Source organism: Umezawaea sp., assembly GCF_036375055.1.
In the GTDB taxonomy this organism is placed as follows: domain Bacteria; phylum Actinomycetota; class Actinomycetes; order Mycobacteriales; family Pseudonocardiaceae; genus Umezawaea.
This window is the reverse complement of the sequence record NZ_DASUSQ010000070.1, coordinates 22,246-48,002: the sequence shown is the minus strand read 5'-3', so window position 1 is coordinate 48,002 and position 25,757 is coordinate 22,246. Positions and strand designations below refer to the sequence as shown.

The window sequence follows — 25,757 nt, the reverse complement described above, 5'->3', positions numbered from 1 at the left end:
AAGTGTTCGGTTGGCGGCCTGACACCCAGCAGAGGACTAGACCACCAAGTGTCATAGGTCCAGACCTGTCGCACCAGGCCCGTATGGGCGTACCGGTCCCCCTAAGCTGGGCGCATGGGGTACTTCCAGCCGGGGGACGTGGTTCTGCGCCGCGAGGTGCTGCACGGGAAGCCGTGGGTGGTGACGCCCTCGCGGGTCGTGGTGGACGAGCCGGGGCTGCTGGTCGTGTTCCTGGTCCCCGGAACGCGGTTCGGGTACCCGGACCACCCGTGGCCGCACGAGAAGCAGCTCGCGGGGAACGCGACCTGGCGCGGGCACGGGAAGCTCCAGATGCACCGGCCCGACGACGCCTACTCGGTCGACCTCTACTGGGAGGGGCCGTCGCGGCGGTTCACCGGGTGGTACCTGAACCTCCAGGACCCGTACCGGCGCACCGCGCTCGGGTTCGACACGCTCGACCACGAGCTGGACTACTGGGCTCCAGCGAACGGGCCGTGGGTGGAGCGGGACCGGGAGGACTTCGAGCGCCAGGTCGTCGAGGGGAAGTACTCGGCGGAGCTGGCCGACCGGGTGCGGCGCCAGGGGAAGGAGATCGAGGCGATGCTGACCTCCGGCGACACGTGGTGGGACCCGGCGTGGGCCGACTGGAGGCCGGACCCGGACTGGCCCGTGCCGACCCTGCCCTCCGGCTGGGAGGACTACCCGCTGTCGTGAAGGTCCGCTCCCTGACACCCGGGACCCTCGTGGACGAGCTGGTCGAGCGGGTCGACGCGCTCCCCCGCACCGCGTGGGCCCGCGTGGTCGTGGACGGCGCCGCCCCCGCCGAGCCCGGCTCGCTGGCCGACGCGCTCGTGGACCCGCTGCGGGCCCGCGGCCGACCGGCGCTGCGGGTGTCGGCCGCCGACTTCCTGCGGCCCGCCTCCGTGCGCCTGGAGCACGGCCGCACCGATCCGGACGCGTTCCGCCACGACTGGCTGGACGCGGGCGGTCTGCTGCGCGAGGTGCTGACGCCGCTGGAGCCGGGCGGCTCCGGCAAGGTCCTGCCGTCGCTGTGGGACGCGGAGGCCGACCGCGCCAGCCGCGCGGCGTACACGACGCTGGGCGAGGGCGGTGTCCTGCTGCTGGACGGCACGCTGCTGCTCGACCGCGGCCTGCCCGCCGAGCTGACCGTGCACCTGTGGCTCTCCCCCGGCGCGCTGCGCCGCAAGACGACGGCCGACCGGCGGTGGACGCTGCCCGCCTACGACGGCTACGACCCCGACGCCGACGTGCTGGTCCGCTACGACCACGCGGACCGGCCCGCGCTGGTGGTGTGAGTGGGTACAGTGGCGCCATGACGGAGTGGCGGCGGTTGCGGTCGCTGCTCGTCGTGCTGTTCCCGGCCCTGTACGCGGCCACCCTGTTCCACCAGCCTGCCGAACTGCTCGCCGCGATCACCGCGCTGGCCGTCGTGCTGCTGCTGGTGGCCGGTCCCGTCGTCCCGCGGACCGCCCCGGCGTGGACCCGTTCCCTGTCGTTGCGCGAGAAGGCCCAACGCACGGCCTTCCTCCGCCTGCGAGACCCCGATGCCGCGGGTCGTCCCCGTCCCCGAGCGCCCGGACTTGGCTTCTCCCCCGCCTAGGTCCGGTTCTTCCCGCTCGATTCGACGGAGTTGTCCACCTTGTTCCACGCGCTGGGCTCTGCCCTGGCCGGGCTCGTCACGCCCGCTGCCGCCATCGTCCTGTTCACCGCCTTCGTCCGGCTCCTGATGCACCCGCTCACGCGGGCCGCCGTGCGCGCCGAGAAGGCCAAGACCGCCCTCGCACCGCGGGTGCGCGAGCTCCAGGAGAAGCACGGCAAGGACGTCGTGAAGCTCCAGGAAGCCACGATGAAGCTCTACCGGGACTCCGGGACGTCGCTGTTCGCCGGGTTCCTGCCGATGTTCGCGCAGATCCCGTTCTTCATGGTCGTGTACCGGCTCGTCACCACCCCGAGCCCGCTGCTCGACTCCACGCTCCTCGGCGCGCCGCTCGCGACGGGGTGGCTGGGCGGGTTCGGGCACACGCCCGTGTTCGCCGGGCTGTTCGCCGCGCTGGCTCTGGTCGCCTTCGGCACCGTTCGCTGGTCAGCGGCGCTGGCGGAGCGGAACGGGGTACCGCGGACCCCGTTGACGCGGGTCCTGCGGTACCTGCCGTTCGGCACCGTCCTGGTGGCGGCCGTGCTGCCGTTGGCCGCCGGGATCTACCTGCTGACCACGACTACCTGGACGCTGCTCGAGCGAGCTTGGCTGCACCGCGCAGCGGCGCGCCCGCCTCGTGCAGGTGCTGGAGCACGTAGCCGTACGACCTGAACAGGCCGCACTTGGCGTAGGAGATGGAGTGCTGTTCGCAGAAGTCGTGCACCAGGGCCTGCGCCCGGCGCAGGTTCGGGCGCGGCATGCTCGGGAACAGGTGGTGCTCGATCTGGTAGTTCAGGCCGCCCAGCGCCAGGTCGGTGAACCAGTTGCCGTTGACGTTGCGGGAGGTCAGCACCTGCTTGCGCAGGAAGTCGAACTGGTGCTCGTCGGTGAGGACGGGCATGCCCTTGTGGTTCGGCGCGAAGGAGACGCCCATGTACAGGCCGAAGATCGCCTGGTGGACGAGGATGAAGAGGACGCCCTTGAGCGGTGACATGACCAGGAACACGGCGACGAGGTAGCCGACGATGTGCACGGCCAGCAGCGAGGCCTCCAGGACCCAGCCCTTGACCTGGCGGCGCACCATCGCGTTCACGCTGATGACGTGCAGGCTGAAACCTTCGAGCAGGAGCAGCGGGAAGAAGAAGATCGCCTGGTGCTTCGTGATGAAGCGGAAGATCCCCTTCTTCGTCAGCGACTGCTCGGAGGTGAAGGCGAGCACCGAGATGTCGACGTCCGGATCCTCGTCGATGTGGTTCGGGTTCGCGTGGTGGCGGTTGTGCTTGCCGATCCACCAGCCGTAGCTGAGTCCGGTGAGCAGGTTGCCGTGCACCAGGCCGACCAGGTCGTTGCCCTTCTTGCTCTGGAAGATCTGGCGGTGGCCCGCGTCGTGGCCCGTGAAGGCCAGTTGGGTGAACACCACACCCATGACGACCGCCACGGCCAGTTGCCACCACGAGTTGCCGACCAGCACGAAGGCGGTCACGGCGAGCGCGAGCGCCAGCGCGTTGCCCGCCAGCCGGAAGGTGTAGTACCCGATCCTGCGGTCGAGGAGACCCGCCTGCTTGATGGTCCGGGATAGCTCAGCGAAGTCGCTGCCCCGCTTGCCTGCCGCGTCGACGGTCAACAGCCCGGTTTCCTTTCGATGTTCCCCTACTCCGCAGAGTAGAGGTGAGTTGTCCGAATCGGGTAAAGCAGTTGGGAACCTCAGCCCAACCTCAGTTGCAGTTGGGCGAACAGGCGCTGCAACGGGTCGTCCAGATCGATTCCGGAGACCTCGGCCGCCCGCCGAACGCGGTAACGGAGCGTGTTCGGATGGACGTGGAGGAGCTTCGCCGCCGACCGGACGTCGCCGAAGGCGTCGAGGTAGGCGAGCACGGACCTCGCGAGGTCGCCGTCGAGCTTCGCCAGTCTGGGGTCGCGGATGCGGGGGTGCTCGGCGAGCAGGGCGAGGGTCTCGCTGACGAGCACGCGCGACCGGACGTCGTCCAGGGTGGCCACGTCGACGTCCAGGTCGCGCCCCATCGCGTCGAGCACGCGGTCCGCCTCCTGCCGCGACACGCGCGCCTCGTCCAGGGTGGGCACCGCGGAGCCGACGGCGGCGCGGACGCCGAGACCGACGTGCTGGTGCGCGGCGGCCACGATCTCCCTGGTCAGGGCGAGGAGCTGCGCCCCCGGCGGCAGGTCGGGCAGCAGCACGTAGGTGCGCGCGCCCGCCTGCGTGACGAGCGCGCTGCGCCGGTAGGCCGCCGCGTGCACGGAGATCAGGCCGGTCAGCTCGTTGCGGCGCAACTCGGCCTCGGTCCGGTCGGCGGACTCGTCCCGCGAGGCGAACACCACCACGGCGGCAGGCTTGCCGGGGTCGGCGCCGATCTGGCCCGCCACGGACTCGGCGTCCATCCGGCCGTCCAGCAGCGACGCGAGGAGGTTCTCGCGGAACGCCGCCGTCGGCTCGTTGCGCCGCTGGACCAGGTGCAGGGCGGTCACGCGGGCGGCGCCGAGCAGCGCCCGTTCGGCCTGCTCGGTCAGCGGCGCGTCACCCTCCTGGACCCAGATCGTGCCCAGCGGGGTGGGCCCGGCGTGGATGCCGATCGCGATGCGCCGCCGGATGCCGAGTTCGGGGCGCTCGTCGATGCGCACGACGTCCTCGCCGGACCGGAGCAGCTGGTAGACGCCCCAGTCCCGGAGCATCTTCAGGTACGGCTCGGGGCCCTGCCTGCCCAGGATCGACAGCCTGCGCAGCTCGTCGACCTCGTCGCTGGACCGCGAGTACGCGAGCACCCGGCTGGAGGTGTCCTCGATGCTGACGATCCCGCCGGTCAGCGCGGCGATCGTCTGGGCCAGCGCGAACAGGTCGCCGAGCACCTCGCCGTTGGTCGACGGGCTGACCAGCACGCCCCTGACCAGCGACTCCAGGTGCTCCCACCGGACCTCGGGGCGGACCGCGACCAGCGCCACCCCCGCGTCCAGCGCGGCCTGCCGCAGCAGCGGCGACAGCGCCCCGTCGGACTTCACCACCACCGCGGCGGCCCGGCGCGCGGAGCGGACCAGCGGCACGGCCGCCCGGCCCCGCACGCCGATGACCAGCGCCAGGTCGCCCGGCCGGACGTCCGGGACGTCGTCCGGGTCGAGGATCACGACGTCCAGCACGTCCACGTCGAGCCCGCGGGGCGCGACCTGGAGTTCCACCAGCGGGTCACCGAGCGCGATCAGCACGTCCTGGAGGCTCATCTTTGTCCGTTCAGCCAAATGGGTACCCCGATATTAGCCAGTCGTACAAAGGTCGGGTGGTCTCCGAGTCCTACCGTTGTAGGGGACACCCGCTGTTGTGGAGGAGCTGCTCGTGGACGCTGTGACCAGGGTTCCGTCGCCGGTGAACGAGCCGGTCCTGCAGTACGCCCCCGGTTCGCCGGAGCGCGCCGAACTGCAGGCGAAGCTCGTCGAGCTGGTCAAGGAGCCGCTCGAGGGAACCCTGACCATCGGCGGCGAGCAGCGGGCGGGAGGCGGCCCGAGGTTCGACGTCGTGCAGCCGCACAACCACCGCGCCGTGCTCGGCACCTTCACCAGCGCGACGCACCAGGACACCGAGGCCGCCATCGCCGCGGCCCGCGCCGCCGCCCCCGCGTGGCAGGCGCTGTCCTACGACGACCGCGCCGCGATCCTGCTGCGCGCGGCCGACCTGCTCGTCGGCCCGTGGCGTTCGACGATCAACGCCGCCACCATGCTCGGCCAGTCGAAGACCGCCATCCAGGCCGAGATCGACGCCGCCTGCGAGCTGGCCGACTTCTGGCGCTACAACGTCGCCTTCGGCCGCACCCTGCTGGCCGAGCAGCCCACCAGCTCCGCCGGTGTGTGGAACCGCACCGACCACCGGCCGCTCGAGGGCTTCGTCTACGCGATCACACCGTTCAACTTCACCGCCATCGCGGCCAACCTGCCCACCGCGCCCGCGCTGATGGGCAACGTGGTGCTGTGGAAGCCGTCCCCGACGCAGAACTTCGCCGCGCAGCTCACCATGCGCCTGCTCGAAGAGGCTGGCCTGCCGCCGGGCGTCATCAACCTCCTGCCCGGCGACGGCATCGCCGTGTCCGACGTGGCGCTCGCGTCCCCGGACCTCGCCGGCATCCACTTCACCGGCTCCACCAGGACGTTCCAGCACCTCTGGGGCCAGGTCGGCGCGAACATCGCGAACTACCGGAGCTACCCGCGGATCGTCGGCGAGACCGGTGGCAAGGACTTCGTGCTCGCCCACCCGTCGGCCGACGTCGACGTGCTGCGCACCGCGCTGGTCCGCGGCGCGTTCGAGTACCAGGGCCAGAAGTGCTCCGCCGCCTCGCGCGCCTACGTGCCGCGCTCGGTGTGGGCCCGGATGAAGGACGCGTTCCTCGCGGACGTGGCCGCGCTGACCGTCGGCGACGTGACGGACTTCGACAACTTCATGGGCGCGGTCATCGACCGCCGCTCGTTCGACAAGCTCTCCGGCGTCCTGGCCGCGGCCCGCGACACGAGCTCGCTGGAGGTCGTCGCGGGCGGCACGGCCGATGACGGCGTCGGCTTCTTCGTCCAGCCCACGGTCCTGCTCGGCACCGACCCGACGCACGAGGTGTTCACCACCGAGTACTTCGGCCCGGTGCTCGCGGTGCACGTCTACGACGACGCCGACTACGACAAGGTGCTGCGGCAGATGGAGAGCGCGTCCCCGTACGCCCTCACCGGCTCCATCATCGCGCGCGACCGCGGCGCCATCGCCCACGCCCAGCGGGAGCTGCGCTTCGCGGCGGGCAACTTCTACGTCAACGACAAGCCGACCGGCGCGGTCGTCGGCCAGCAGCCGTTCGGCGGCGGCCGGGCGTCCGGCACGAACGACAAGGCGGGCTCGATCCACAACCTGCTCCGCTGGGTCAGCCCCCGGTCCATCAAGGAGACCTTCGTGGCTCCGACCTCGTACCGCCACCCGCACCAGGGCTGAGGGAGAACCGCCATGCTCCGCTCCACACTCCTCGCCGCGGCGCGCTCCACCGGAGCCCGCAGGCTGGTGGAGAGCACGCCCCTGACCCGCCCGGTCGTGGACCGCTTCATCGCGGGCGAGGACGTGGACGCGGCGATCAGGGCGACCGGTTCGCTGGTCTCCGACGGTCGCTTCGTGACCCTGGACCACCTCGGCGAGGACACCCTCGACGCGGGCCAGGCGGACGCCACGGTCGCGGCCTACCTGGAGCTGCTGTCCAGGTTGGACGACGCGGGCCACGCGGACCGGGCCGAGGTGTCGGTCAAGCTCTCCGCCGTGGGCCAGTCGCTGCCGGTGGTCGGCGAGAAGATCGCGCTGGAGAACGCCAGGCGCATCAGCGAGGCGGCGGCGGCCGTCGGCACGACCGTCACGCTGGACATGGAGGACCACACCACCACGGACTCCACCCTGGGGATCCTGCGCGAACTGCGCGTGGACTTCCCCTGGGTGGGCGCCGTGCTCCAGGCCTACCTCAAGCGCACCGAGCAGGACTGCCGGGACCTCGCCCACGCGGGCTCGCGGGTGCGCCTGTGCAAGGGCGCCTACCAGGAGCCCGCCTCGGTGGCGTTCCAGGACAAGGCCGACGTGGACCTGTCCTACGTGCGCTGCCTCAAGGTGCTCATGGCGGGCGAGGGCTACCCGATGGTCGCCTCGCACGACCCGAGGCTCATCGCCATCGCCGGTGACCTGGCGGGGACGCGACCGCTCGACAGCTACGAGTTCCAGATGCTCTACGGCATCCGCCCGGAGGAGCAGAAGCGGATCGCGGCGGCGGGCAACACCATGCGCGTCTACCTCCCGTACGGCGACGAGTGGTACGGCTACTTCATGCGCAGGCTGGCGGAGCGCCCGGCGAACGTGGCGTTCTTCCTCCGGTCGCTGGTGACCACGGGCTGACCACGGGTCCGCGGGGGAGCCAACCAGCTCCCCCGCTCGGGGTTCACGCGCGGAAGGTAGAGGGACGGTCCGACAGCTCTCGATCAGCGCCACCGGTCGCGGACGCCGAAGCGGCGTCCAGCACGAGGTCGACCGCCCCGAGCGCACGGGTCAGCCCGCCCGGCGACCCGTCGGCCCTGCGGGCCACCACCACGGCCTGGTGGGCCGCGTCCAGCGCCCGTTCGAGGTCCACCCCGGTCTCGGCGCAGAGCCCGGCGTACGCCGACAGCGCCTCCGCGTACCCCATGTCGGTCCGCAGGTCGTCCGGAGCCCGGTAGAGGTGCCACAGCACCACCGCCGCGTGCGCCACCCCGCGGGCCTCCTCACCGCGACGAGCCCGTGACAGCGCCCCCACCAGCCGGTGCGACGCGAACAGGTGCGCGGCGGGATCACCCAGTTCCCGCCACAGCACCACCACCTGCTCGGCCAGCTCCACGACCTTCCCGTGGTGCCGCACGGCGGTCAGCTCGTCGGACAGCACCACCACCGCACCGGTGATCCGGGGCCCGTCCGCGGCCAGCACCTGCCGGGGCAGCCGCCGGACCAGGAGCAGGACCTCGTCCACGGCCCGGTGGGCCTCGTAGTCGCGCCGGTCGTACAGCAGCACCCCGGCCAGCGTCGCCCACGCCACCACGAGGTCGACCCGGTGCCCGTCGACGTCCCGCAGCAGGTGCACGGCCTCCTCGGCGGCGGCCAGCCGGTCCTCGAACCGCCCGGACGTCGCCACCAGGTGGCACAGCGCCCCGGCCAGCGAGGCCCGGTCACCCGGCAGCCCGGACCGGGCGATCCGGCGGCGGACGGCCACCGCCTCCTCGGCGAGCCGGACGGCGTCGTCCCGCCTGCCCGCCTCCAGCAGCAGCGAACCGCACGACACCAGCGCCACGGCCAGGTCGGACTCGAAACCCCTCGGGTTCACCGCGACCAGCCTGCGCAGCACCGCGATCGACTCCTCGACCACCTCCACGGCCTCGACCCGCAGGTCGTTGCTGCGCAGCACCGTGCCCATCTGGGCCAGCGCGCGGGCGAAGTCCGGCTCGAACCTCGGATCGGCCTCGGCCACCAGCCGCCACGCCGCCACCGCCCGATCGGCGACCTGGGCGGCCTCGGAGGTGCGTCCCACGTCGAACAGCCGAACGGCGAGCTGGTACCCGGCCTTCGCGAAGTCGAGCCGGAACAGCCCCGGACCGCCCTCCGCGAGCTGCTGGTAGAGCACGGTGGCCTTGCCGACGGCCTCCACGGCGTCCTCGCGCAGCCCCAGCGCCGCGCACCGCTGCGCGAGCTGCTCGAACGCGGCGGCCAGCTGCGGCGTGCTGTCGGGGTCCTCCGCCACGACCTCCTCGCACAGCGCCACCGACTCCTGCGCGGCGATCAGGGCCTCGGCGGGCTCGTGCACGGCGACGTACCGCAGTCCCAGGTCACCCAACGCCTCCGCCAGCGCGGACCGGTGCTCGGCCTGGTCGGCGGCGGCCAGCTCCCGGTACAGCGCGACCTCGCGGTGCGAGGCCACCAGCGCCTCGTCCCGCAGGCAGGCCAGCGCGGCCCTGGCCGCCAGCATCCCGTACAGCTCGGCGTGCTCCAACCGGTCCGCGCCGACGGCGACGGCGTGCTCGACCAGCCGCCGGGTCAGCACCGCGGGCAGCACGTCCCCGGTCAGCCGGGGCTCCTCGAACACGTGCGGCGCGATGGCGCGCAGCACCGGGATCGAGGACATCTCCACCAGCGCCAGCAGCGTGGACGCGCTCACCGAGCGGGCGAGTTCGGGGTCGGCGGTGAACAGGGCCTCGGCGCGCTTGCGCAGGTGCGGCCACCGCCGGGCGGCCTGCACCAGGGTGGCCAGCCCGGTGGCGGACACCTCGGCCTCGATCCGGTGGTCCAGCAGGGTGACAGCCAGGAAGTCCTCGGTCAGCCGGGGCGATCCGACGGGAACCCCTCCCCGGCTCATCAGGTGCCGCACCAGGTCGGAGCGACCGGACCCCGGCACCGCGCCGAGCACGTGCGCGAGCGCGGCGAGGTGCACGTCGAACGTGCTGTCGGCGTGCCCGAGCGCGGCCGGGGGCCGCTCCACCCCCAGCGTCGCGGCGAACCGCGCACCGGCCAGGGCGTACTGCTCGGCGTGCTCCTCCGGCCGGTCCAGCAGCGGCAGGTCCGTCATCACGTGCCCGAGGTCCGCGCCGCGCTGCCGGGTCGACGACCACCACCACCCGGTGAGCCGCGACGCCAGCAGCACCCGGCTCTCGGCGGACGTGCGCTGCCGCGGTTCCCGCAGCAGGTCCCGCAGGTCGGCCCACGGCCACCGGTCGGCGTCGTCCACGACCACCAGCAGCCGGGTGGCGGTCGTGGCGGGGCGCAGGTCGGCGGCCACCTCGCCGTAGCGGGCCAGCAGCACGGTCCACCCGGCGGCGCGGCTCTCGACCACGAACTTGTTGACCAGCCTGGTCTTCCCGACCCCGGCCACGCCGTGCAGCAGCAGCGCCGCCATCCGCTCCCTGCCGTCGCGCCAGCGGGCCAGCGCGGCGAGTTCGCGGATCCGGCCGTGGAAGGGCACGACCTCGTTGCGCGCGTCCAGCAGACCACCGGGCCCCGTGTCCGCGCCGACCACCGCCGTGCCGTTCAGCGGGGGGTCGAGCCGGTAGGAGGTACCGCGATTCCGATCCACTGCGCCATAGTGCACTCCCCCCGCGGGGCCATTGGCACCAAGCACCGGTTTCAGCCTCGTCCCTCGCGGTGCGGCAACACTACTGTCGAAACACGTCCTTCGACCGACGGCGGCTCACGGACGCGCGAGACCCGAGGGCGCTGAGCCACCCGCCCCGCGTGCGGACTGCTCGCCCGGGAGGGCCCGCTGACCGCGACCGGGGCGGCGGCCGAGTTCGGCACCACGCCCGCGAACTGCTCGTTCCACCTGCGCCTGCCGGCCAGGCACTGGTCCGCCGAGGAGGCCGAGCGCACCGAGCGCGGCCAGGTGTCCAAGCGCCGCCCCGGCACCGCACCGTTCGACGTCTCGGCCTCGATGATCCCGCTCCTACTTCCACTTCCGGGGGGGAGAAGACGGCTGACTCCAGGGACTTCGCGCCGAAGCAGGGGTCCGCTCCGCCGCCGCGCTGCCGCCGGACAGGTGGTTGGCCGCCTACGCGGCCAACCCCGACGGGCAGCACAACCTCCACGTGACACCGGTTTCCGGCGGCGGGACGCGCACGCTCACGGACCACCGGCACAACGCGGTCCGGCAGATCGCCTGGTCGCCGGACGGGTCCGGCGGGTCGAGGCCACCCGCGGCACGCCGCGCACGCCGCGTCCGTGTCGCCGGACGGCCGGTGGCTGCTCGTCTCGGCCTTCCGCGGCAACAGCGACCACGACCTGGCGCTGGTCGAGCTGCACGAGCCACGACGGCCGCGAGATCCCGGCGTGGGGGCGTGGTGGTCTCCGTCCACGGCCGTCCCGAGGCGCAGGAGCGGCCGTCCCACAACCACGCCCTGGGCTCCACCAGCACCCGGTGTCGCAGGGGGTCGCGGTGCTCGGCCGCGGCAAGACCTGCCGGAACCTCGTCCGCGGGAGCGGGAACTGTCGGACCCCTGGCGCACAATCACGACGTGCTGGTGGCGGTGGTGTCGGAGGGCGGGAACAGCGGGCGCGTGCGGCCGCTGTCCGACGCGGGCGTGCCCGAAGGGCCCGCCAGGACCACCGCCGACCTGAGCGGCACCGTGGCGGAGGTCGAGGAGCAGTTCCACCCGCGCTGGATCTGGGCCAGCACCGCGGAGCTGTACCCCGAGCTGCTGGCGCGGGGCGTCCGGGTGGAGCGCTGCCTCGACCTGTGGCTGGTCGAGGGCCTGCTGCTGGCCTACCGGGGCAGGCACCGCGAGCCGCGGCACCTCGCGGCGGCGGTCGCCCGGCTCAAGGGCCTCGACGTGCCGGAGGACCACGGGCCGCGCAAGAAGGACGAGCAGCCGACCCTGTTCGAACCCGAGCGGGAGCCGCTGCCGGGGGGTGCCGATCCGCTCGACGCGGTCGTCGCCGTCCACGTCGAGCAGCAGCGGACGCTGGCCTCGCTCGGCCACGCCGACCGCCTGCGGCTGCTGGTCGCCGCCGAGTCCGCGAGCGCGCTGGCCGCCGCGGAGATGACGCACTTCGGCCTGCCGTGGCGGGTGGACGTGCACGAGGAGCTGCTGGTCGAGCTGCTCGGCCCCCGTCCACCAGCCGGTGCCAAGCCGCGCAAGCTGGCCGACCTCGTGGACCGGATCTCCCTGGCGTTCCACGGGAAGCCGATCAACCCGGACAACCCGGCGAGCATCGTGAAGGCGTTCGGCCGGGAGGGCATCGCCATCCCGTCGGCGCGCGCGTGGGTGGTCAGGGAGATCGACCACCCCGCCGTGGAGCCGATCATGGAGTACAAGGAGCTGGCGCGGCTGTACGTGGCGCACGGGTGGTCGTGGATCGAGCAGTGGGTCGCCGACGGGCGGTTCCGGCCGGACTACGTGGTGGGCGGCGTGGTGTCGGGGCGGTGGGCGACGAACGGCGGCGCGGCGCTGCAACTCCCCCGCACGCTGCGCACGGCGGTCCGCGCCGATCCCGGCTGGCTGCTGGTGGCCGCGGACGCGGCGCAGCTGGAACCGCGGGTGCTGGCCGCGCTGTCGAACGACCGGAAGCTGGCCGAGGTGGCGGGCGACGACGACCTGTACACGAACCTGGCTGGCGACGCGTTCGACGGCGACCGGGGGCGGGCGAAGATCGCGATGCTGTCGGCGATGTACGGCGGCACGAGCGGGGAGGCCGGGTCGCTGCTGGCGGTGCTGCGGCGCCGGTTCCCGGACGCGGTGGGGTACGTCGAGGCCGCCGCGCAGGCGGGTGAGCAGGGCCGGATGGTCCGCTCGCGACTGGGCCGGACGAGCCCGACGCCGTCGGAGGCGTGGCACGAGCTGACCGGGAACACCGACGGCGACGAGGACGCGCAGCGGCGGTCCAGGAGGGCCACGCGCGACTGGGGCCGGTTCACCAGGAACTTCGTCGTGCAGGCCAGCGCGGCGGACTGGACGGCCGCGCTGCTGGGGGCCCTGCGGCGCAGGCTGCACCAGCGGGCGCCCGGCGCCCACCTGGTGTTCTTCGTGCACGACGAGGTGCTGGTGCACTGCCCGGCGGAGGTGGCCGAGGTGGTGCGCGAGGAGGTCACGGCGGCGGGCGCGGAGGCGTCGCGGCTGGTGTTCGGCGACACCCCGGTCCGGTTCCCGCTCAAGGCCGTCGCGATCACGAGCTACGCGGACGCCAAGTAGCCGTTGCGCTGTTCGGCTGCTTGCACACCATGTGTGAGAGCGCTCTCATGTTAGTCAGCACCACACCCGAGTGACAAGGAGGTCACCCGCGCATGGAGCTCCCCACCAGCCGTCGACAACGGCTCCTGGCCGTCGCGGCGGCGCTGCTCGCCGCGATCCCGATCACGCTGGTCGCCACGGCCAACGCCTCCATCCCCACGACGCCACCCGGCTGGACCCTCGCGTGGGGCGACGACTTCAACGGCACCAGCGGTTCCCCGCCCTCGTCGGCGAACTGGATCGTCGACCTCGGGCACTCCTACCCCGGCGGGCCCGCCAACTGGGGCACCGGTGAGGTCCAGAACTACACGAACAGCCCCAACAACCTGAAGCTCGACGGCGCCGGGAACCTCCGCATCACGGCCCTGCGCGACGGCGCCAACAACTGGACGTCGGCCCGCATCGAGACCCAGCGCGCGAACTTCCGGCCGCCGTCGGGCGGAAAGCTCGCCATCGAGGGCCGCATCCAGATGCCGAACGTCACCGGCAACGCGGCCCTGGGCTACTGGCCCGCGTTCTGGGCGCTGGGAGCGCCCTACCGCGGCAACTACTGGAACTGGCCCGGCATCGGCGAGTTCGACATCATGGAGAACGTCAACGGGATCAACTCCGTCTGGGGCGTCCTGCACTGCGGCGTGAACCCCGGTGGTCCGTGCAACGAGACCACCGGCCTCGGCGCCAGCCGCACGTGCCCCGGATCGAGCTGCCAGTCGGCGTTCCACACCTACCGGTTCGAGTGGGACCAGAGCACCAGCCCGCAGGCGTTCCGCTGGTACGTGGACGGCCAGCAGTTCCACAGCGTCTCGCAGAACCAGCTGCCCGCCGACACGTGGGCGAACATGACCAACCACGCCGGCTACTTCATCCTGCTGAACCTCGCGGTGGGCGGCGCGTTCCCCGACGCCCTCGCGGGCCCGACCCCCACGGCCGCGACGGTTCCCGGCCACTCGATGGTCGTGGACTACGTCGCCGTCTACACCGCGGGCGGCACGACACCCCCGACCACCACGACGACGACCCCGCCGGGCGGCAGCGGGTTCGACGCCTACAGCCAGATGCAGGCCGAGAGCGCGACCTCCCGCAGCGGCGGCACGATCGAGACGACCTCCGACACCGGCGGCGGCCAGGACGTCGGCCAGATCTCCAACGGCGGCTCGCTGCGCTTCTCCGGCGTCCGGTTCGGCGGCACCACGGCCACGCAGTTCACGGCCAGGGTGGCGTCCGGGGCGGGCGGCGGGATCAGCGGGCTGGTCGAGGCGAGGCTGGGCAGCCCCACCGGCACCGTGCTCGGCAGCTTCGCGGTGGGCAACACCGGCGGCTGGCAGAGCTGGCGCACCATCCCGGCGAACATGTCCGGCGTGACCGGCACGCACGACGTCCACATCACCTTCACCAGCGGGCAGCCCGCGCCGTACGTGAGCGTGAACTGGGTGCGGTTCGGCACCTGACGAGCGGGTGGCGGGCCGCTTCTTGCCGAGCGGCCCGCCACCCGTCACCGCTACCGTGTCGCCATGCGGGTAGCGGCGATCCAGACCACTCCGCTCGCGCTCGACGTCGCGGGCAACGCCGTCGAGCACGCGCGGCTGATCGCCGAAGCCGCCTCGGACGTGTGCGTGTTCCCCGAGCTCTCGCTCACCGGGTACGAGCTGGACCCGCTGTCCCCGATCACCGACGAGGACGGGCGGCTCGACCCGGTCCGCGACGCGTGCCGCACCGACGAGGTGTACGCGCTCGTCGGTGCTCCGCTGTCCACGTCGGACGGTGTGCTGGTGGCGACGCTGGTCGTCGGACCGACCGGCGAGGTGCTGGGCCACTACGGCAAGAAGCACCTGCACGGCGGGGAGCGGGAGCTGTTCGTCGCGGGTGACCACCACCTGGTGCTGGAGGTCGACGACTGGCGGCTCGGCCTCGCCGTCTGCTACGACGCCGCCGTGCCGGAGCACGCGGAGGCCGTGCGCGCGGGCGGTGCGGACGCGTACCTGGTGAGCGCCCTGTTCGAGGAGGGCACCGAGCAGCGCCTGGTCGAGCAGGCGACCTCCGCGGCGGAACTGGGCATGTGGGTCGTGCTGGCCCAGTACACGGGGCGGACCGGCGGCCACGACACGTTCGGCGGCAGTGGCGTGTGGCGTCCCGGCGGCGTGGTGCAGGCGCGGCTCGGCCGCGAGCCGGGCATCGCGAGAGCGACCCTGGTCAGACCGTGAGCTACGAGGAACGGCCCGCGTTCGGCGGTCGCGGACTGGTCTGGACGAAGACGTCGTCCGGGTCGGGTGTCAGCCGGGTCGTGCCGGACGGCTGCACGGACATCATCTTCTCCCGCGACACCGGCGAGCTGTTCGTGGCGGGCCCGGACACCTCGGCGAAGGTGGGCGAGCAGCGGCCGGGCACGGTGTTCGCGGTGCGGTTCAAGCCCGGTGTCGGTCCGTCGGCGTTCGGCGTGCCCGCCCACGTGCTGCGCGACCTGCGCGTGCCCCTCGCCGAGCTGTGGCCGGGCACCGAACGGCTGCTGCACGAGCTGCACACCGCCCCCGACCCGTGCGCCGTGCTGGCGGACGTCGCGAGCGCCCGGCTGCGCGAGACCCCGCCCGATCCGACGCTGGCCGCCGTCGTGGCCGCGCTGCGGGAGCACCGCGTGCCGGAGGTGGCGGACCGGCTCGGCGTCGGCGCCCGGCAGCTGCACCGGCGGTCGCTGGCCGCGTTCGGCTACGGCCCGAAGGTGCTGGCACGGGTGCTGCGCTTCGACCGGGCGGTGGGCCTCGCGTGGTCGGGGGTGCCGTTCGCCGAGATCGCCCACCGCACCGGCTACGCCGACCAGGCGCACCTCTCGCGCGAGGTCAAGGACCTGGCCGGCGTGCCGCTGGGCGTGCTCCTCGGCCGGTAGCCGCTCCAGGACGCGGGCGTGGTGCCAGGTGGGGCGACGGCTCCGGAGATCGTGCGGGCTGCTCGGGGTTCGGCACCACGCCGCGGTCTGGGGGAACCGGACGTCAGCGCCTGGCCCGCAGCGCGTCCCGGTTCAGCTCCGCCGGGCTGCGGTGGCCGGACAGGCCGAGGGTGAGGTCGAAGTCGGCGAGCAGGCCGCGCAGCACGTGCCGCACGCCGACCTGGCCGCCGTGCGCGAGCCCGTAGGCGAACGGCCTGCCGACGAGCACGGCCTTCGCCCCGAGCGCGACGGCCTTCACGATGTCCGCGCCGGTCCGGATGCCGGAGTCGAACAGCACGTCGACCTGCTCGCCCACCGCGTCGGCGATCTCGGGCAGCACCTCCAGCGACGCGACCGCGCCGTCGACCTGCCTGCCGCCGTGGTTCGACACCACGATGCCCTCCACGCCCGCGTCGACGGCCTTGCGCGCGTCGTCCACGTGCTGGATGCCCTTGAGCAGGATCGGCCCGTCCCAGTTCTCCCGCAGGAACGCCACCTGGTCCCACGACCTGTCGGCGCCGGTGAACAGGTGCACCCAGCGCAGGATCGCCATCGGCAGGTCGTCCTCCGGCGACTTCTCCAGCCCAGCGCGGAACGCCGGGTCGGAGAACGGGATCGCGGTGCCGACCGCGCGCAGGAACGGCAGGTAGGCGTGGTCGAGGTCGTGCGGCCGCCACGCGAGCGTCCACGTGTCCAGGGTGACGACGAGCGCCGTGAACCCCGCCTTCCTGGCGCGGTCGAGGATGCTCAGGCAGACCTCGGGGTCGTTCGGCCAGTAGAGCTGGAACCAGCGCGGGGCGTCGCCACCGGCCTCGGCGACGTCCTCCAGCGTGTGCGACGACGCGGTCGACAGGATCATCGGCACACCCAGTTCGGCGGCGGCGCGGGCCGTCGCCAGCTCGCCGTCCGGGTGCAGGATCGACTGCACGCCGACGGGCGCGAGCAGCACCGGGGCGGGCATCGTCGTGCCGAGCACGGTCGTGCCGAGGTGCCGGGTCGTCGCGTCGGTCAGCATCCGCGGCACGATCCGCCAGTCGTCGAACGCCTGCCGGTTCGCCGCCGTCGTGGCACCGGACCCCGCGCCACCCGCCACGTACCAGAACGGCCCCGGTCCGAGGCGTTCGCGCGCGGAGGCCTCCAGCGCCTCCGGGTCCGTCGTGAACGGCGGCACCGCGCCCGCGAGGCCCTGGAGGTAGATCTCGTTCTGATAGGCGCCGAACGTACCAGTCATGTTGTGCCTCTCCATCCGCTCAGGCCGCCCACCGGCCCTCGGCCTGGCATTCGAGGTCGCCAGGTCCTCGGCGACCCGATCATGCTCGTTGTCATCGTCCGGGGGTGCAAGCACCCGGTCTACCGCACGACGCGTCCGGTCGCCGCTGGACGGCACCGGGGCACCTGCTGAATCCCGCTCCACCGGCTCAAGGCGCCGCCGCCGACGGTGCGCGCGGACCGAGCCACCTGCCGGCGTGGCCCCATCCGTCCGGGCACGCCGCGCGGCACGTCCACCCGGTGCGACCGGCCGCGCGGGGAGCCCGTGCGGCCGGTCGCCGGATCAGACGACCGCGCCGGTGCCGGTGCGGGTCTTCGGCGTGGCGCGCTCGGGCGTGGCGCGCCGCGTGCCGGGGTACCTCTTCTCCAGGGCGATCGCGACCGGCGCGGCGGTCAGCACGGTCGACGCCGTGCCCGCGACCAGGCCGATCAGCAGCGCGGTCGCGAAGTCGGCCAGCGACCCGTCACCGAGCACCAGCAGCGCGGCGAGCACGAACAGCACGCCGATGCCGGTGTTCACCGTGCGCGGCACGGTTTGCAGGACCGCCGAGCTGACCACCTCGGCGTAGGTCCGCTTCCCCCGCGACCGCGCGAGTTCCCGGACCCGGTCGAACACCACCACCGAGTCGTTGACCGAGTAGCCGATCACGGTCAGCAGCGCCGCGAGGAACACGCCGTCGGCGGTCTTGCCGAGCCAGCCGAACAGACCGACCAGCACCACGACGTCGGTGACCAGCGCGACGACCGTGGCGACGCCGAGCCGCCAGTCGAACCGGATCGCCAGGTAGCCGAGCTGCGCCGCGATGGCGATGGCCAGCGCGATCAGGGCGTTGCGCCGCAGTTCCGAACCGAGGCTGGGGCCGATCAGCTCGTTGGCGACCTGCTCGGCGCCACCGGTCGCGCCCGCCACGACGGTGCCGAGCCTGGCCGACGTGGCCTCGTCGATCGGCCCGGTCCGCACGGACACGCCGTTCTCGCCGGAGGTGGCCACGACGGCGTCGGCGAAGCCCGCGTCCGCGAGGGCGGTGCGCACCCGGCCGGGGTCGACGGCCTGGTCCGCGGTGAAGTCGAGCATCCGCCCGCCGGTGAACTCGACACCGAGGTCGAGCCCGCGGACGGCCAGGCCGGACAGGCACAGCGCGGCCACGGCGACCGCCGCCAGCAGCCACCGGACGGGACGGCGGAAGAGCTGCCCGCCGTGCTCGACCAGCCAGGTCCGCACCCCGCCCAGGGTGTGCAGGCCGCTCAGCGCGGGCCTGCGTTCGACGAACCCGCTGCCCAGCACCAGTTCCAGCAGCACCCGGCTGAGGACCAGCGCGCTGAACATCGACGCCAGCACACCGATCGACAGCGTCACCCCGAAGCCCTTGACCGGCCCGGTCGCCAGCCAGAACAGCAGGCCCGCCGCCAGCAGCGTCGTGATGTTGGAATCGGCGACCGCGCTCAGCGCCCCGCGGAACCCGCCCTGCACGGACTTCAGCAGGCGTCCACCCCGAACGCCCTTGGCGTACTCCTCGCGGGCCCGTTCGAACACCAGGACGTTCGCGTCGACCGCCATGCCGATCGCCAGCACGAACCCGGCCAGGCCCGGCAGCGTCAGCGTGGCCCCGACGGCGAGCAGCGACGCGTAGGCGACGGCCGCGTACCCGACGAGCGCCGCCACGGCGAGCAGCCCGGCCAGCCGGTAGACCACGATCAGGAACAGCCCGGTCAGCGAGATGCCGATGATGGCCGCCCACGAGCTGGCCTCGATGGCCTCCGCGCCGAGGGTCGCGCCGACCGTGCGCTGCTCGATCACCTCGACGGGCACCGGCAGCGCGCCGGACCGCACGACCAGCGCCAGTTCGGCGGCCTCGGACTGGGTGAACGACCCGGTGATCTGCGTCGAACCGCCCATGATCCCGGTGCCGCACTGGACGTCGGTCCCCACCTGCGGCGACGACACGATCTTGTTGTCCAGCACGAACGCGATCTGCCGGGTCGGCGCTCCCGGCGGCTCGCACGCGGCCGCCGCCGTCACCCGCTGCCAGACCCCCGGCGCGTCCCCGCCGAAGTCGATCGACACCTCGTACCCGGCACCGCGCTGGCTCACCGACGACTGCGCGCCCTTGATCCCCTCACCGGTCATGACCGCGGGGCCGAGCAGGAGGGGCACGCCCTCCGGGCTGGACAGCGCGATCTGGTTCTCGGCGGGCTGCTGACCTGCCCCGACGACCGGGTGCACGGCGAGCTGAGCCGTGCGGCCCAGCACCTCCAGGGCTTCGGCCGGGTCCTGCACACCCGGCAGTTCGACGAGGATGCGGCGTTCGCCGGACCTGGCGAGCACCGGTTCGGCCACGCCCAGCTCGTCCACGCGGCGGCGCAGGACCTCCAGGGAGCGGTCGGTGGCCTCGCCGTCGGCCTTCGTGGTGGGTGAGTCCCTGGTCTCCAGGACGATCTGGGTGCCACCCCGCAGGTCGAGACCGAGCTGGGGCTGGCTGGTGAGCAGCAGGTAAGCGGACGCGGCGAGAACGCCGAGGGACACGAGCCCTCGGACGAGCAGTTCTCGCCGCGCGGGGGTGCGCGGCATGAAGGGGTACCTCCGGGCAGGAGCGGGTGGGGTCGGCTCTACTACGCGGAGGTCGGGGGCGGGGCGCGGTCGCCCAGCGGGGTGCTGCTGATCGTTTCCGGTGCGCGGTGGACGCGCTGGGCGACGTCCATCAGCACGCGCAGCGGGACCGGCCGGGCGCGGTGGGTCAGGTCGACCGGGGCGTGCCCGATGAAGCCCTGCTGCTGGACGTTCGCGGGGTTGGAGCGGGTGGTGGCACCGGGGAGGTGGACCGCTTGGACCAGCGCGGTCACCGCGGTGGTGTGCTGGTCGGGCTGGTCGGACCGGGGCAGGGCGGACACCGCGAACCCGGCGATCAACGCCAGGACCGCCAGCAGCGCGCGCCTCGTCATGGTCCTCCCTCGGTTCACAGGCTACAGACCCGCGCGGAGGGCGGACGTCCGGAAACGGCGGCACCCGCCCTCAGCGGTGGTGGCCGCCCAGCACCACGACGGCGCCGCCCGCCAGCGCGGTGATCCAGGCGAACACCACCGGCTGGAGGGTGGTCGCGCCGAACGCCACCGCGATCGTCCACGCGACCAGCAGCAGCAGGGACACCCCGAACAGGCCCAGCACGAGCGCCAGCTTCGGCCGGTGGCGCGGGACCCGCAGGACCGTCCTCCTCCTGCCCCTGCCCGCGAACAGCACGGCCTTGGCCAGCAGGCCGAGCGACACCACGACCAGCAGGCCGGAGAACCAGCCGAGCAGGGGCGACGGGCTCGGCATCCCGGAGAGCAGCAGGAGCAGCTCGCCCGCGACCAGGACGGCGGCGACGCGGGTCAGCGCCTGCCACCCCAGCGCCTGCGCGGCGGCCAGCGCGTCGGGCGTGGGCGGGGCTGCCGCGGGTTTCGGGGCGTTCGCGGGTTTCGGGGTGCCCCTGCGGCGGCGCACGGTCGCCAGGTTGGCGCGGACGTCCTCGTCGGTCGGGTCGAGGCGCAGGGCGGCGCGGTAGGCCCACTCGGCACCGCCCCAGTCCCGGACGCGGAGGGCGGCGTCGCCCAGGACCTGGAACGCGCGGGCCTCGGTGGGGGCGAGGCCGGTGGCGTGCCTGGCGACCTCGACGGCCTCGGCGCGGGTGGCGGGGTCGACGGCCAGCACCTCGGAGAGCACCACCTGGCAGCGCCAGTCCGCCGGCTTGCGGCGCACCGACTCGCGGGCGGCGACGACGGCCTCGGCCTGCCTGCCGAGTTCGCTGAGCGACAGGGCGGCCAGGCGCTGGGCCCACGCCTGGTCGCCGTCCAGGACCAGTGCGCGCTTGGCCGCGAGGAGGGCGGGATCGGGTTCGCCCGCGTCCAGGTGGGCGGCGGCCAGCCTGCACCACGCCTCGGCGTGGTGGGGGTGGGCGGCCACCGCGGGGCGGAGCAGGTCGATCGCCTGGCGCGGTCTGCCGGAGGCGGTGAACTCGGCGGCCCGCACCAGCACGGCCGTGATCGGCTCGGACATCACACCTCCCGGATCGCCGACCAGTGTGACAGCGCCGTTCGGCCCCCACGTTCGGGTGATAGAGGGAAAGAAATCCGAACTGGACCGAACAGAAATGCACAGAGGCCCGATGAATGGCCGCTTCAGCAGGTAATTCACCGAGCAACTACCGTCAGTCATCCGATGATCGATATGAGACACCACCTGCGGCCAAATGGGCCTTTTGTTGGCATGGAATACCACCGAACAGCCTAGTCAAGATCGACTTTTCCGGGAAAGTGGTCACAATCTGTTGCGATTTCGGCATTTTTCCACCATCCAGGTGACTCAATGAGAGCTTCATGCGACGCTGTCCCCGCTCGGCACGGTCGCCGACCGGGAAGCACGAACATTTCCGTTCGTGTCCCGTCACGCCACCAATCCGCGTGCGTCTCACCCCCGCGAGCGCCCGGATTGGTCCGAGCACCCGTGACGAGACATCAGGAGGTTGGGGGCCGTGAGCACTGGCAAGGAATGGCAGATCACCTGCCGCGACATCGCATCCCGCAGACGCGACATGACCGTGTTCGTCAGCCAGGGGCACGTGGTGGTGACCGTGCCGCCCGGTGAGGCGGCGGTGCTGACGCCGCTGGAGGTCGGACGACTGCGTGCCGCGCTGCGCGACGCCGTGGTCAACGCCTCCGGCGCGCAGGAGGCGTGATCGTCCGTCCCGGCGGCCCGTCGGACGTCGGAGCGGTGCTCGGCCTGCTGGACGAGGCCGTGCGCTGGCTGGTGTCACGGGGGCGGGCCGGGCAGTGGGGTTCGCGACCGTTCTCGACCAACCCGAAGAGGGTCGGGGAGCTCGAATCCTGGACGGACGACCTGCACGTCGCCGAACTCGGCGGCGAGACCGTCGGAGCGCTGGCGATCGGGCCCGCGCCGGAGTACGCGCCGCCCGCCGTCGGGCCGGAGGTGTACGTGACCGCGCTGGTCGGCAGCCGTCGCCGCCCCGGCGCCGGACGGCTGCTGCTGGAGCACGCGCGGGCCGAGGCCGTGCGCCGGAACGCGGACCGGGTGCGGGTCGACTGCTACGCGGGCGGGGGTGGCGCGCTGGTCGCGTACTACGTGTCGAACGGCTTCACGCCGACCGCGACCTTCACCGTGGAGGGCGACTGGCCCGGCCAGGTCCTGGAGGTGCCGCTGCGGGGGTGAAATCCGGCCCACCTCTTCCTACTCGCGGGTAGGTAATGCGAGTATCGGTTCCGTGACCACCTACTTCGTGACCGGAGCGACGGGTTTCCTCGGTCGGCGGCTCGTCGCCACGCTGCTCGCCCGCCCGGCGTGCGAACGGGTGTTCGCACTGGTCAGACCACCTTCGGCGGGCAAGCTCCCCGACCACCCGAAGCTGACCGAGGTCGTCGGCGACCTGACCGCGCCGATCGACGGGCCGCACGTCGACCACGTGGTGCACCTCGGCGCGCTCTACGACCTCACGGCGTCGCCGGAGGCCCACGCGGCGGCCAACGTGGACGGCACCCGGACGGTGGCGGAGTACGCCGCGCGGGTCGGAGCGGGTCTGCTGCACCACGTGTCGTCGATCGCCGTGGCGGGCGACCACCGGGGCCGCTTCACCGAGGCGGACCTCGACCTCGGACAGAGCTTCGGCTCGCCGTACCACGCGACGAAGTTCGAGGCCGAGAAGATCGTCCGCGAGCAGGCCGTGCCGTGGCGGGTCTACCGGCCGGGCGCGGTGGTGGGCGACTCGCGGACCGGTGAGATCGACAAGGTCGACGGCCCGTACTACTTCTTCTCCGCGCTGGCCGCCGTCGCGCACGCCCCGGCGTGGCTGCCGCTGCTCGGTCCGAACGCGGGCGCGACCAACCTGGTGCCGGTCGACTTCGTCGTCGCCGCGCTGGACCGGCTGGTCCACGCCGACGTCGAGCCCGGCAGCACCTTCCACCTCACGGCGCCGGAGCCGCAGCCCGTCACCGAGGTCTACAACGCGCTGGCGCGGGCCGCGGGCGCGCCGAGGATCGCGCTCACCACGCCCGTCCCGCTGCCCACGAGGACGGGCGCGATCGGCACGGCCGTGCTGGCCGAGCTGGGGGTCCCGGCCGCCGTCCTGCCGCACCTGACCACGTCCGCGGACTTCGACTCGACGGCGACCCGCGCGGTCACCGGGCTGGAGCCGCCCGCGTTCGACACCTACGCGAAGAGCCTGTGGCACTACTGGCGGCGGCACCTCGACCCGGACCGCGCGGCCAGGGGCCCGGCGCTCGCGGGCCGCACGGTGCTGATCACCGGGGCGTCCTCGGGCATCGGGCGGGCCACCGCGCTCGCCGTCGCCCGGCGCGGCGCGGTCCCGCTGCTGGTGGCCCGCCGCGCCGACGAGCTGGAGGAGGTCGTGGCCGAGGTCCACGCAGGCGGGGGCACGGCGTTCGCCTACCCGTGCGACCTCACCGACGGCGACGCGGTGGACGCGCTGGTGAAGCAGGTGCTCGCCGAGCACGAGGGCGTCGACGCGCTGGTGAACAACGCGGGCAAGTCGATCCGCCGCTCGGTGCTCCGGTCGGTCGACCGGGTGCACGACTACGAGCGCACGATGGCGCTGAACTACTTCGCGCCCCTGCGGCTGATCCTCGGGCTGCTGCCGCACATGACCGAACGCCGCGGCGGGCACGTCGTGAACGTGTCCACGGTGGGCGTGCAGGTCCACACCCCGCGCTTCTCCGCGTACCTCGGGTCGAAGGCGGCGCTTGAGGCGGTCAGCCGGGTCGCCGGGGCCGAACTGGTCGCGGACGGCGTCACCTTCACGTCGGTGCGGATGCCGCTCGTGCGCACGCCGATGATCGGCCCGACCAAGGCGTACGAGGCACTGCCCGCGCTCACGCCGGAGAAGGCGGCCGACCTGGTGGTGCGGGCGCTGGTGGAGAAGCCGGAGGAGGTCAACCCGCCGTTCGGCGTGGTCGCGGACCTGGCCCGCCGGGTGGCGCCGAGGACGACGAGGGCGTTGGCGCACCTGGCCTTCCGGGTGTTCCCGGAGGACTCGACACCGCCGCTCGCGTCGGTCGCCGCGGGGGTCACCCGCCTGGTGCTGCGGGGTCTGCGGTGAAGCCGGTGCGCGACCTGGTCACGCTGGTGCGCGCGGGCGTCGTGCGGCCGATGCGGCCGGACCGGCTGCTCGGCGTGCTGGCCGGGTACGCGCGGTGGGACATCACGGTGGCGTGGGGCTACGCGATGGGCGCGGCCCGGCACCCCGACCGGGCCGCGATCGTCGACGACGACGGGGTGCTGACGTTCGCCGAGGTGGACGAGCGCACCACCAGGCTGGCCAACGGTTTCACCGGACGCGGGGTGCGGGCGGGCGGCAAGGTCGCCGTGCTGTGCCGCAACCACCGCGGTTTCGTGGAGACCGTGGTGGCGTGCGCCAAGATCGGCGCGCACGCCGTGCTGCTCAACACCGGTCTGAGCGGGACCCAGATCGCCACCGTCCTGCGGGAGCAGGAGGTCGCGATCGTGGTGGCGGACGAGGAGTTCACCGACCTGCCGCCGGACGTGGAGCGGGTCACCGACGTGGCCGAGCTGATCTCCGAGGGGGCGAGGACCCCGCCGCCGAGGAGGCCGCCGCGCGGCAGGCTCGTCGTGCTCACCTCCGGCACGACCGGTGCGCCGAAGGGTGCCCGACGCCCGGAGCCCGCCGGCCTGTCCCCCGCCGCCGCGCTGCTGTCGCGGATCCCCTTGCGGGAGGGGGAGACCATGGCCGTGCCCGCGCCGCTGTTCCACACGTGGGGGCTGGCGGCGTTCCAGATCGGTCTGGTCCTCGGCGCGACGCTGGTGCTGCGGCGCAGGTTCGACCCCGAGGTCCTGCTCGCCGACGTGCGGGACCGGCGGTGCGGCGCGGTGTTCGTCGTTCCCGTGATGCTGCAACGGGTCCTGGAGCTGTCCGACCGGGACGTGCCGAGCCTGCGGGTGATCGCGTCGAGCGGATCGGCGCTGCCGCCGTCGGTGGTGGAGCGGTGCCTGAGCGGGTTCGGCCCCGTCCTGTACAACCTCTACGGCTCGACCGAGGTGTCGTGGGTCAGCATCGCGACGCCCGAGGAGCTGGCGAGCCACCCCCGCACCGTCGGGCGACCGCCGCGCGGCACCCGGCTGGCGATCCTGGACGACGACGGGGTCCCGCTGCCGCCGGGGGGGACCGGCCGGATCTTCGTCGCCAACGAGATGCTGTTCGACGGCTACACCAACGGCACGGGCAAGGAGGTCCGCGACGGGCTCATGGCCACCGGCGACGTCGGGTACCGCGACGAGGACGGGCTGCTGTTCGTGGCGGGCCGGGACGACGAGATGATCGTGTCCGGGGGCGAGAACGTCTACCCGGCCGAGGTGGAGGCACTGCTCGCGGGCCTGGAGCAGGTGCGGGAGGCCGCGGTGGTCGGTGTGCCGGACGACGAGTTCGGCCAGCGGCTGGCGGCGTACGTGGTGTGCGCCGAACCGGGGGCGCTCGACGAGGACGCCGTGCGCGACCACGTTCGGACGCACCTGGCCAGGTTCTCCGTACCGCGCGACGTCGTCTTCCTGGAGGCGCTGCCGCGCAACGCGACCGGCAAGGTGCTCAAGCGGGACCTGCCTCCGTATCCTGTCTGAGGGCGAAACCGGAGTGGTATTGGCGGGCGGATGACGAT

General features: G+C 73.2%; 21 protein-coding genes. 14 read left to right on the top strand and 7 right to left on the bottom strand.

The annotated features are described in order from the left end of the window. Positions 1-114: 114 nt before the first annotated feature. The 4 genes from VFZ92_RS19170 to VFZ92_RS19155 are packed head-to-tail and all read left to right on the top strand — an operon-like array spanning position 115 to position 2,329. Entirely contained in the window at positions 115-714 is a 600-nt protein-coding gene (locus VFZ92_RS19170) for a DUF402 domain-containing protein (protein ID WP_330877331.1), read from the top strand. After that, entirely contained in the window at positions 711-1,316 is a 606-nt protein-coding gene (locus tag VFZ92_RS19165; protein ID WP_330877330.1) for a uridine kinase, read from the top strand. The genes VFZ92_RS19170 and VFZ92_RS19165 overlap by 4 nt, the downstream gene beginning before the upstream one ends. A 17-nt stretch (positions 1,317-1,333) precedes the next feature. Then, complete coding sequence (locus VFZ92_RS19160; RefSeq protein ID WP_330877329.1) at positions 1,334-1,621, top strand: DUF6412 domain-containing protein; 288 nt, start codon at positions 1,334-1,336, stop codon at positions 1,619-1,621. Positions 1,622-1,651: 30 nt separating this feature from the next. Further along, positions 1,652-2,329 carry a YidC/Oxa1 family membrane protein insertase gene (locus VFZ92_RS19155; protein ID WP_330877328.1) on the top strand — a complete coding sequence of 226 codons (678 nt, stop codon included), beginning with the start codon at positions 1,652-1,654 and terminating at the stop codon, positions 2,327-2,329. Here VFZ92_RS19155 and VFZ92_RS19150 read toward each other — a convergent pair. Further along, complete coding sequence (locus tag VFZ92_RS19150) at positions 2,238-3,284, bottom strand: fatty acid desaturase family protein (protein WP_414719949.1); 1,047 nt, start codon at positions 3,282-3,284, stop codon at positions 2,238-2,240. The two genes, VFZ92_RS19155 and VFZ92_RS19150, sit on opposite strands and share 92 nt — an antisense overlap. Positions 3,285-3,361: 77 nt before the next feature. Further along, positions 3,362-4,885, bottom strand: coding sequence for a helix-turn-helix domain-containing protein (locus VFZ92_RS19145; RefSeq protein WP_330877326.1), 1,524 nt, complete (start codon positions 4,883-4,885; stop codon positions 3,362-3,364). A 112-nt stretch (positions 4,886-4,997) separates the two neighbouring features. On the opposite strand from VFZ92_RS19145, the gene pruA reads away from it, so the two are divergent. Together pruA and VFZ92_RS19135 are read left to right on the top strand one after the other, a co-directional pair. Continuing rightward, positions 4,998-6,623 (top strand): L-glutamate gamma-semialdehyde dehydrogenase, encoded by a 1,626-nt coding sequence (gene pruA, locus VFZ92_RS19140; protein ID WP_330877325.1) that lies wholly within the window; start codon positions 4,998-5,000, stop codon positions 6,621-6,623. Between the two features lie 12 nt (positions 6,624-6,635). Then, a complete protein-coding gene (locus VFZ92_RS19135; protein WP_330877324.1) occupies positions 6,636-7,559 on the top strand; it encodes a proline dehydrogenase family protein in 924 nt (307 codons plus the stop codon). 43 nt (positions 7,560-7,602) lie between these two features. Here VFZ92_RS19135 and VFZ92_RS19130 read toward each other — a convergent pair whose 3' ends face one another. Next, entirely contained in the window at positions 7,603-10,254 is a 2,652-nt protein-coding gene (locus VFZ92_RS19130) for an ATP-binding protein (protein WP_330877323.1), read from the bottom strand. Positions 10,255-11,188: 934 nt separating this feature from the next. Here VFZ92_RS19130 and VFZ92_RS19125 point away from each other — a divergent pair. From VFZ92_RS19125 to VFZ92_RS19110, 4 genes are all read left to right on the top strand, one after another. Further along, positions 11,189-12,862, top strand: a complete 1,674-nt coding sequence (locus VFZ92_RS19125; RefSeq protein ID WP_330877322.1) for a bifunctional 3'-5' exonuclease/DNA polymerase — start codon at positions 11,189-11,191, stop codon at positions 12,860-12,862. Between the two features lie 92 nt (positions 12,863-12,954). Then, positions 12,955-14,349: a carbohydrate-binding protein gene (locus VFZ92_RS19120; RefSeq protein ID WP_330877321.1), complete on the top strand. Its 1,395-nt coding sequence runs from the start codon at positions 12,955-12,957 to the stop codon at positions 14,347-14,349. A 63-nt stretch (positions 14,350-14,412) separates the two neighbouring features. Next, complete coding sequence (locus VFZ92_RS19115) at positions 14,413-15,102, top strand: carbon-nitrogen hydrolase family protein (protein WP_330877320.1); 690 nt, start codon at positions 14,413-14,415, stop codon at positions 15,100-15,102. Continuing rightward, positions 15,099-15,779 carry an AraC family transcriptional regulator gene (locus tag VFZ92_RS19110; protein ID WP_330877319.1) on the top strand — a complete coding sequence of 227 codons (681 nt, stop codon included), beginning with the start codon at positions 15,099-15,101 and terminating at the stop codon, positions 15,777-15,779. The genes VFZ92_RS19115 and VFZ92_RS19110 overlap by 4 nt, the downstream gene beginning before the upstream one ends. A gap of 103 nt (positions 15,780-15,882) precedes the next feature. Here VFZ92_RS19110 and VFZ92_RS19105 read toward each other — a convergent pair whose 3' ends face one another. The 4 genes from VFZ92_RS19105 to VFZ92_RS19090 all read right to left on the bottom strand — a co-directional run bounded on the left by VFZ92_RS19105 (position 15,883) and on the right by VFZ92_RS19090 (position 21,117). Continuing rightward, positions 15,883-17,049 (bottom strand): lactate 2-monooxygenase, encoded by a 1,167-nt coding sequence (locus tag VFZ92_RS19105; RefSeq protein ID WP_330877318.1) that lies wholly within the window; start codon positions 17,047-17,049, stop codon positions 15,883-15,885. A 321-nt stretch (positions 17,050-17,370) separates the two neighbouring features. Then, positions 17,371-19,656: a protein translocase subunit SecD gene (gene secD / locus VFZ92_RS19100; protein ID WP_330877317.1), complete on the bottom strand. Its 2,286-nt coding sequence runs from the start codon at positions 19,654-19,656 to the stop codon at positions 17,371-17,373. Between the two features lie 41 nt (positions 19,657-19,697). Next, entirely contained in the window at positions 19,698-20,027 is a 330-nt protein-coding gene (locus VFZ92_RS19095) for a hypothetical protein (protein ID WP_330877316.1), read from the bottom strand. Between the two features lie 70 nt (positions 20,028-20,097). Then, positions 20,098-21,117, bottom strand: coding sequence for a tetratricopeptide repeat protein (locus tag VFZ92_RS19090; protein WP_330877315.1), 1,020 nt, complete (start codon positions 21,115-21,117; stop codon positions 20,098-20,100). 475 nt (positions 21,118-21,592) lie between these two features. Here VFZ92_RS19090 and VFZ92_RS19085 point away from each other — a divergent pair, with 475 nt between their 5' ends. Genes VFZ92_RS19085 through VFZ92_RS19070 form a run of 4 tightly spaced genes read left to right on the top strand, consistent with a single transcriptional unit; the run spans position 21,593 to position 25,719 of the window. Further along, the gene (locus VFZ92_RS19085; RefSeq protein ID WP_330877314.1) at positions 21,593-21,796 is read left to right on the top strand and encodes a hypothetical protein; all 204 of its coding nucleotides are present in this window, start codon (positions 21,593-21,595) and stop codon (positions 21,794-21,796) included. Then, complete coding sequence (locus VFZ92_RS19080; RefSeq protein WP_330877313.1) at positions 21,793-22,287, top strand: GNAT family N-acetyltransferase; 495 nt, start codon at positions 21,793-21,795, stop codon at positions 22,285-22,287. Before VFZ92_RS19085 ends, VFZ92_RS19080 begins: the two co-directional genes overlap by 4 nt. A 52-nt stretch (positions 22,288-22,339) precedes the next feature. Continuing rightward, entirely contained in the window at positions 22,340-24,187 is a 1,848-nt protein-coding gene (locus VFZ92_RS19075; RefSeq protein ID WP_330877312.1) for an SDR family oxidoreductase, read from the top strand. A gap of 5 nt (positions 24,188-24,192) precedes the next feature. Then, on the top strand, positions 24,193-25,719 hold the full coding sequence (locus VFZ92_RS19070) for an AMP-binding protein (RefSeq protein ID WP_330877311.1): 1,527 nt from the start codon (positions 24,193-24,195) through the stop codon (positions 25,717-25,719). Positions 25,720-25,757 lie beyond the last annotated feature (38 nt).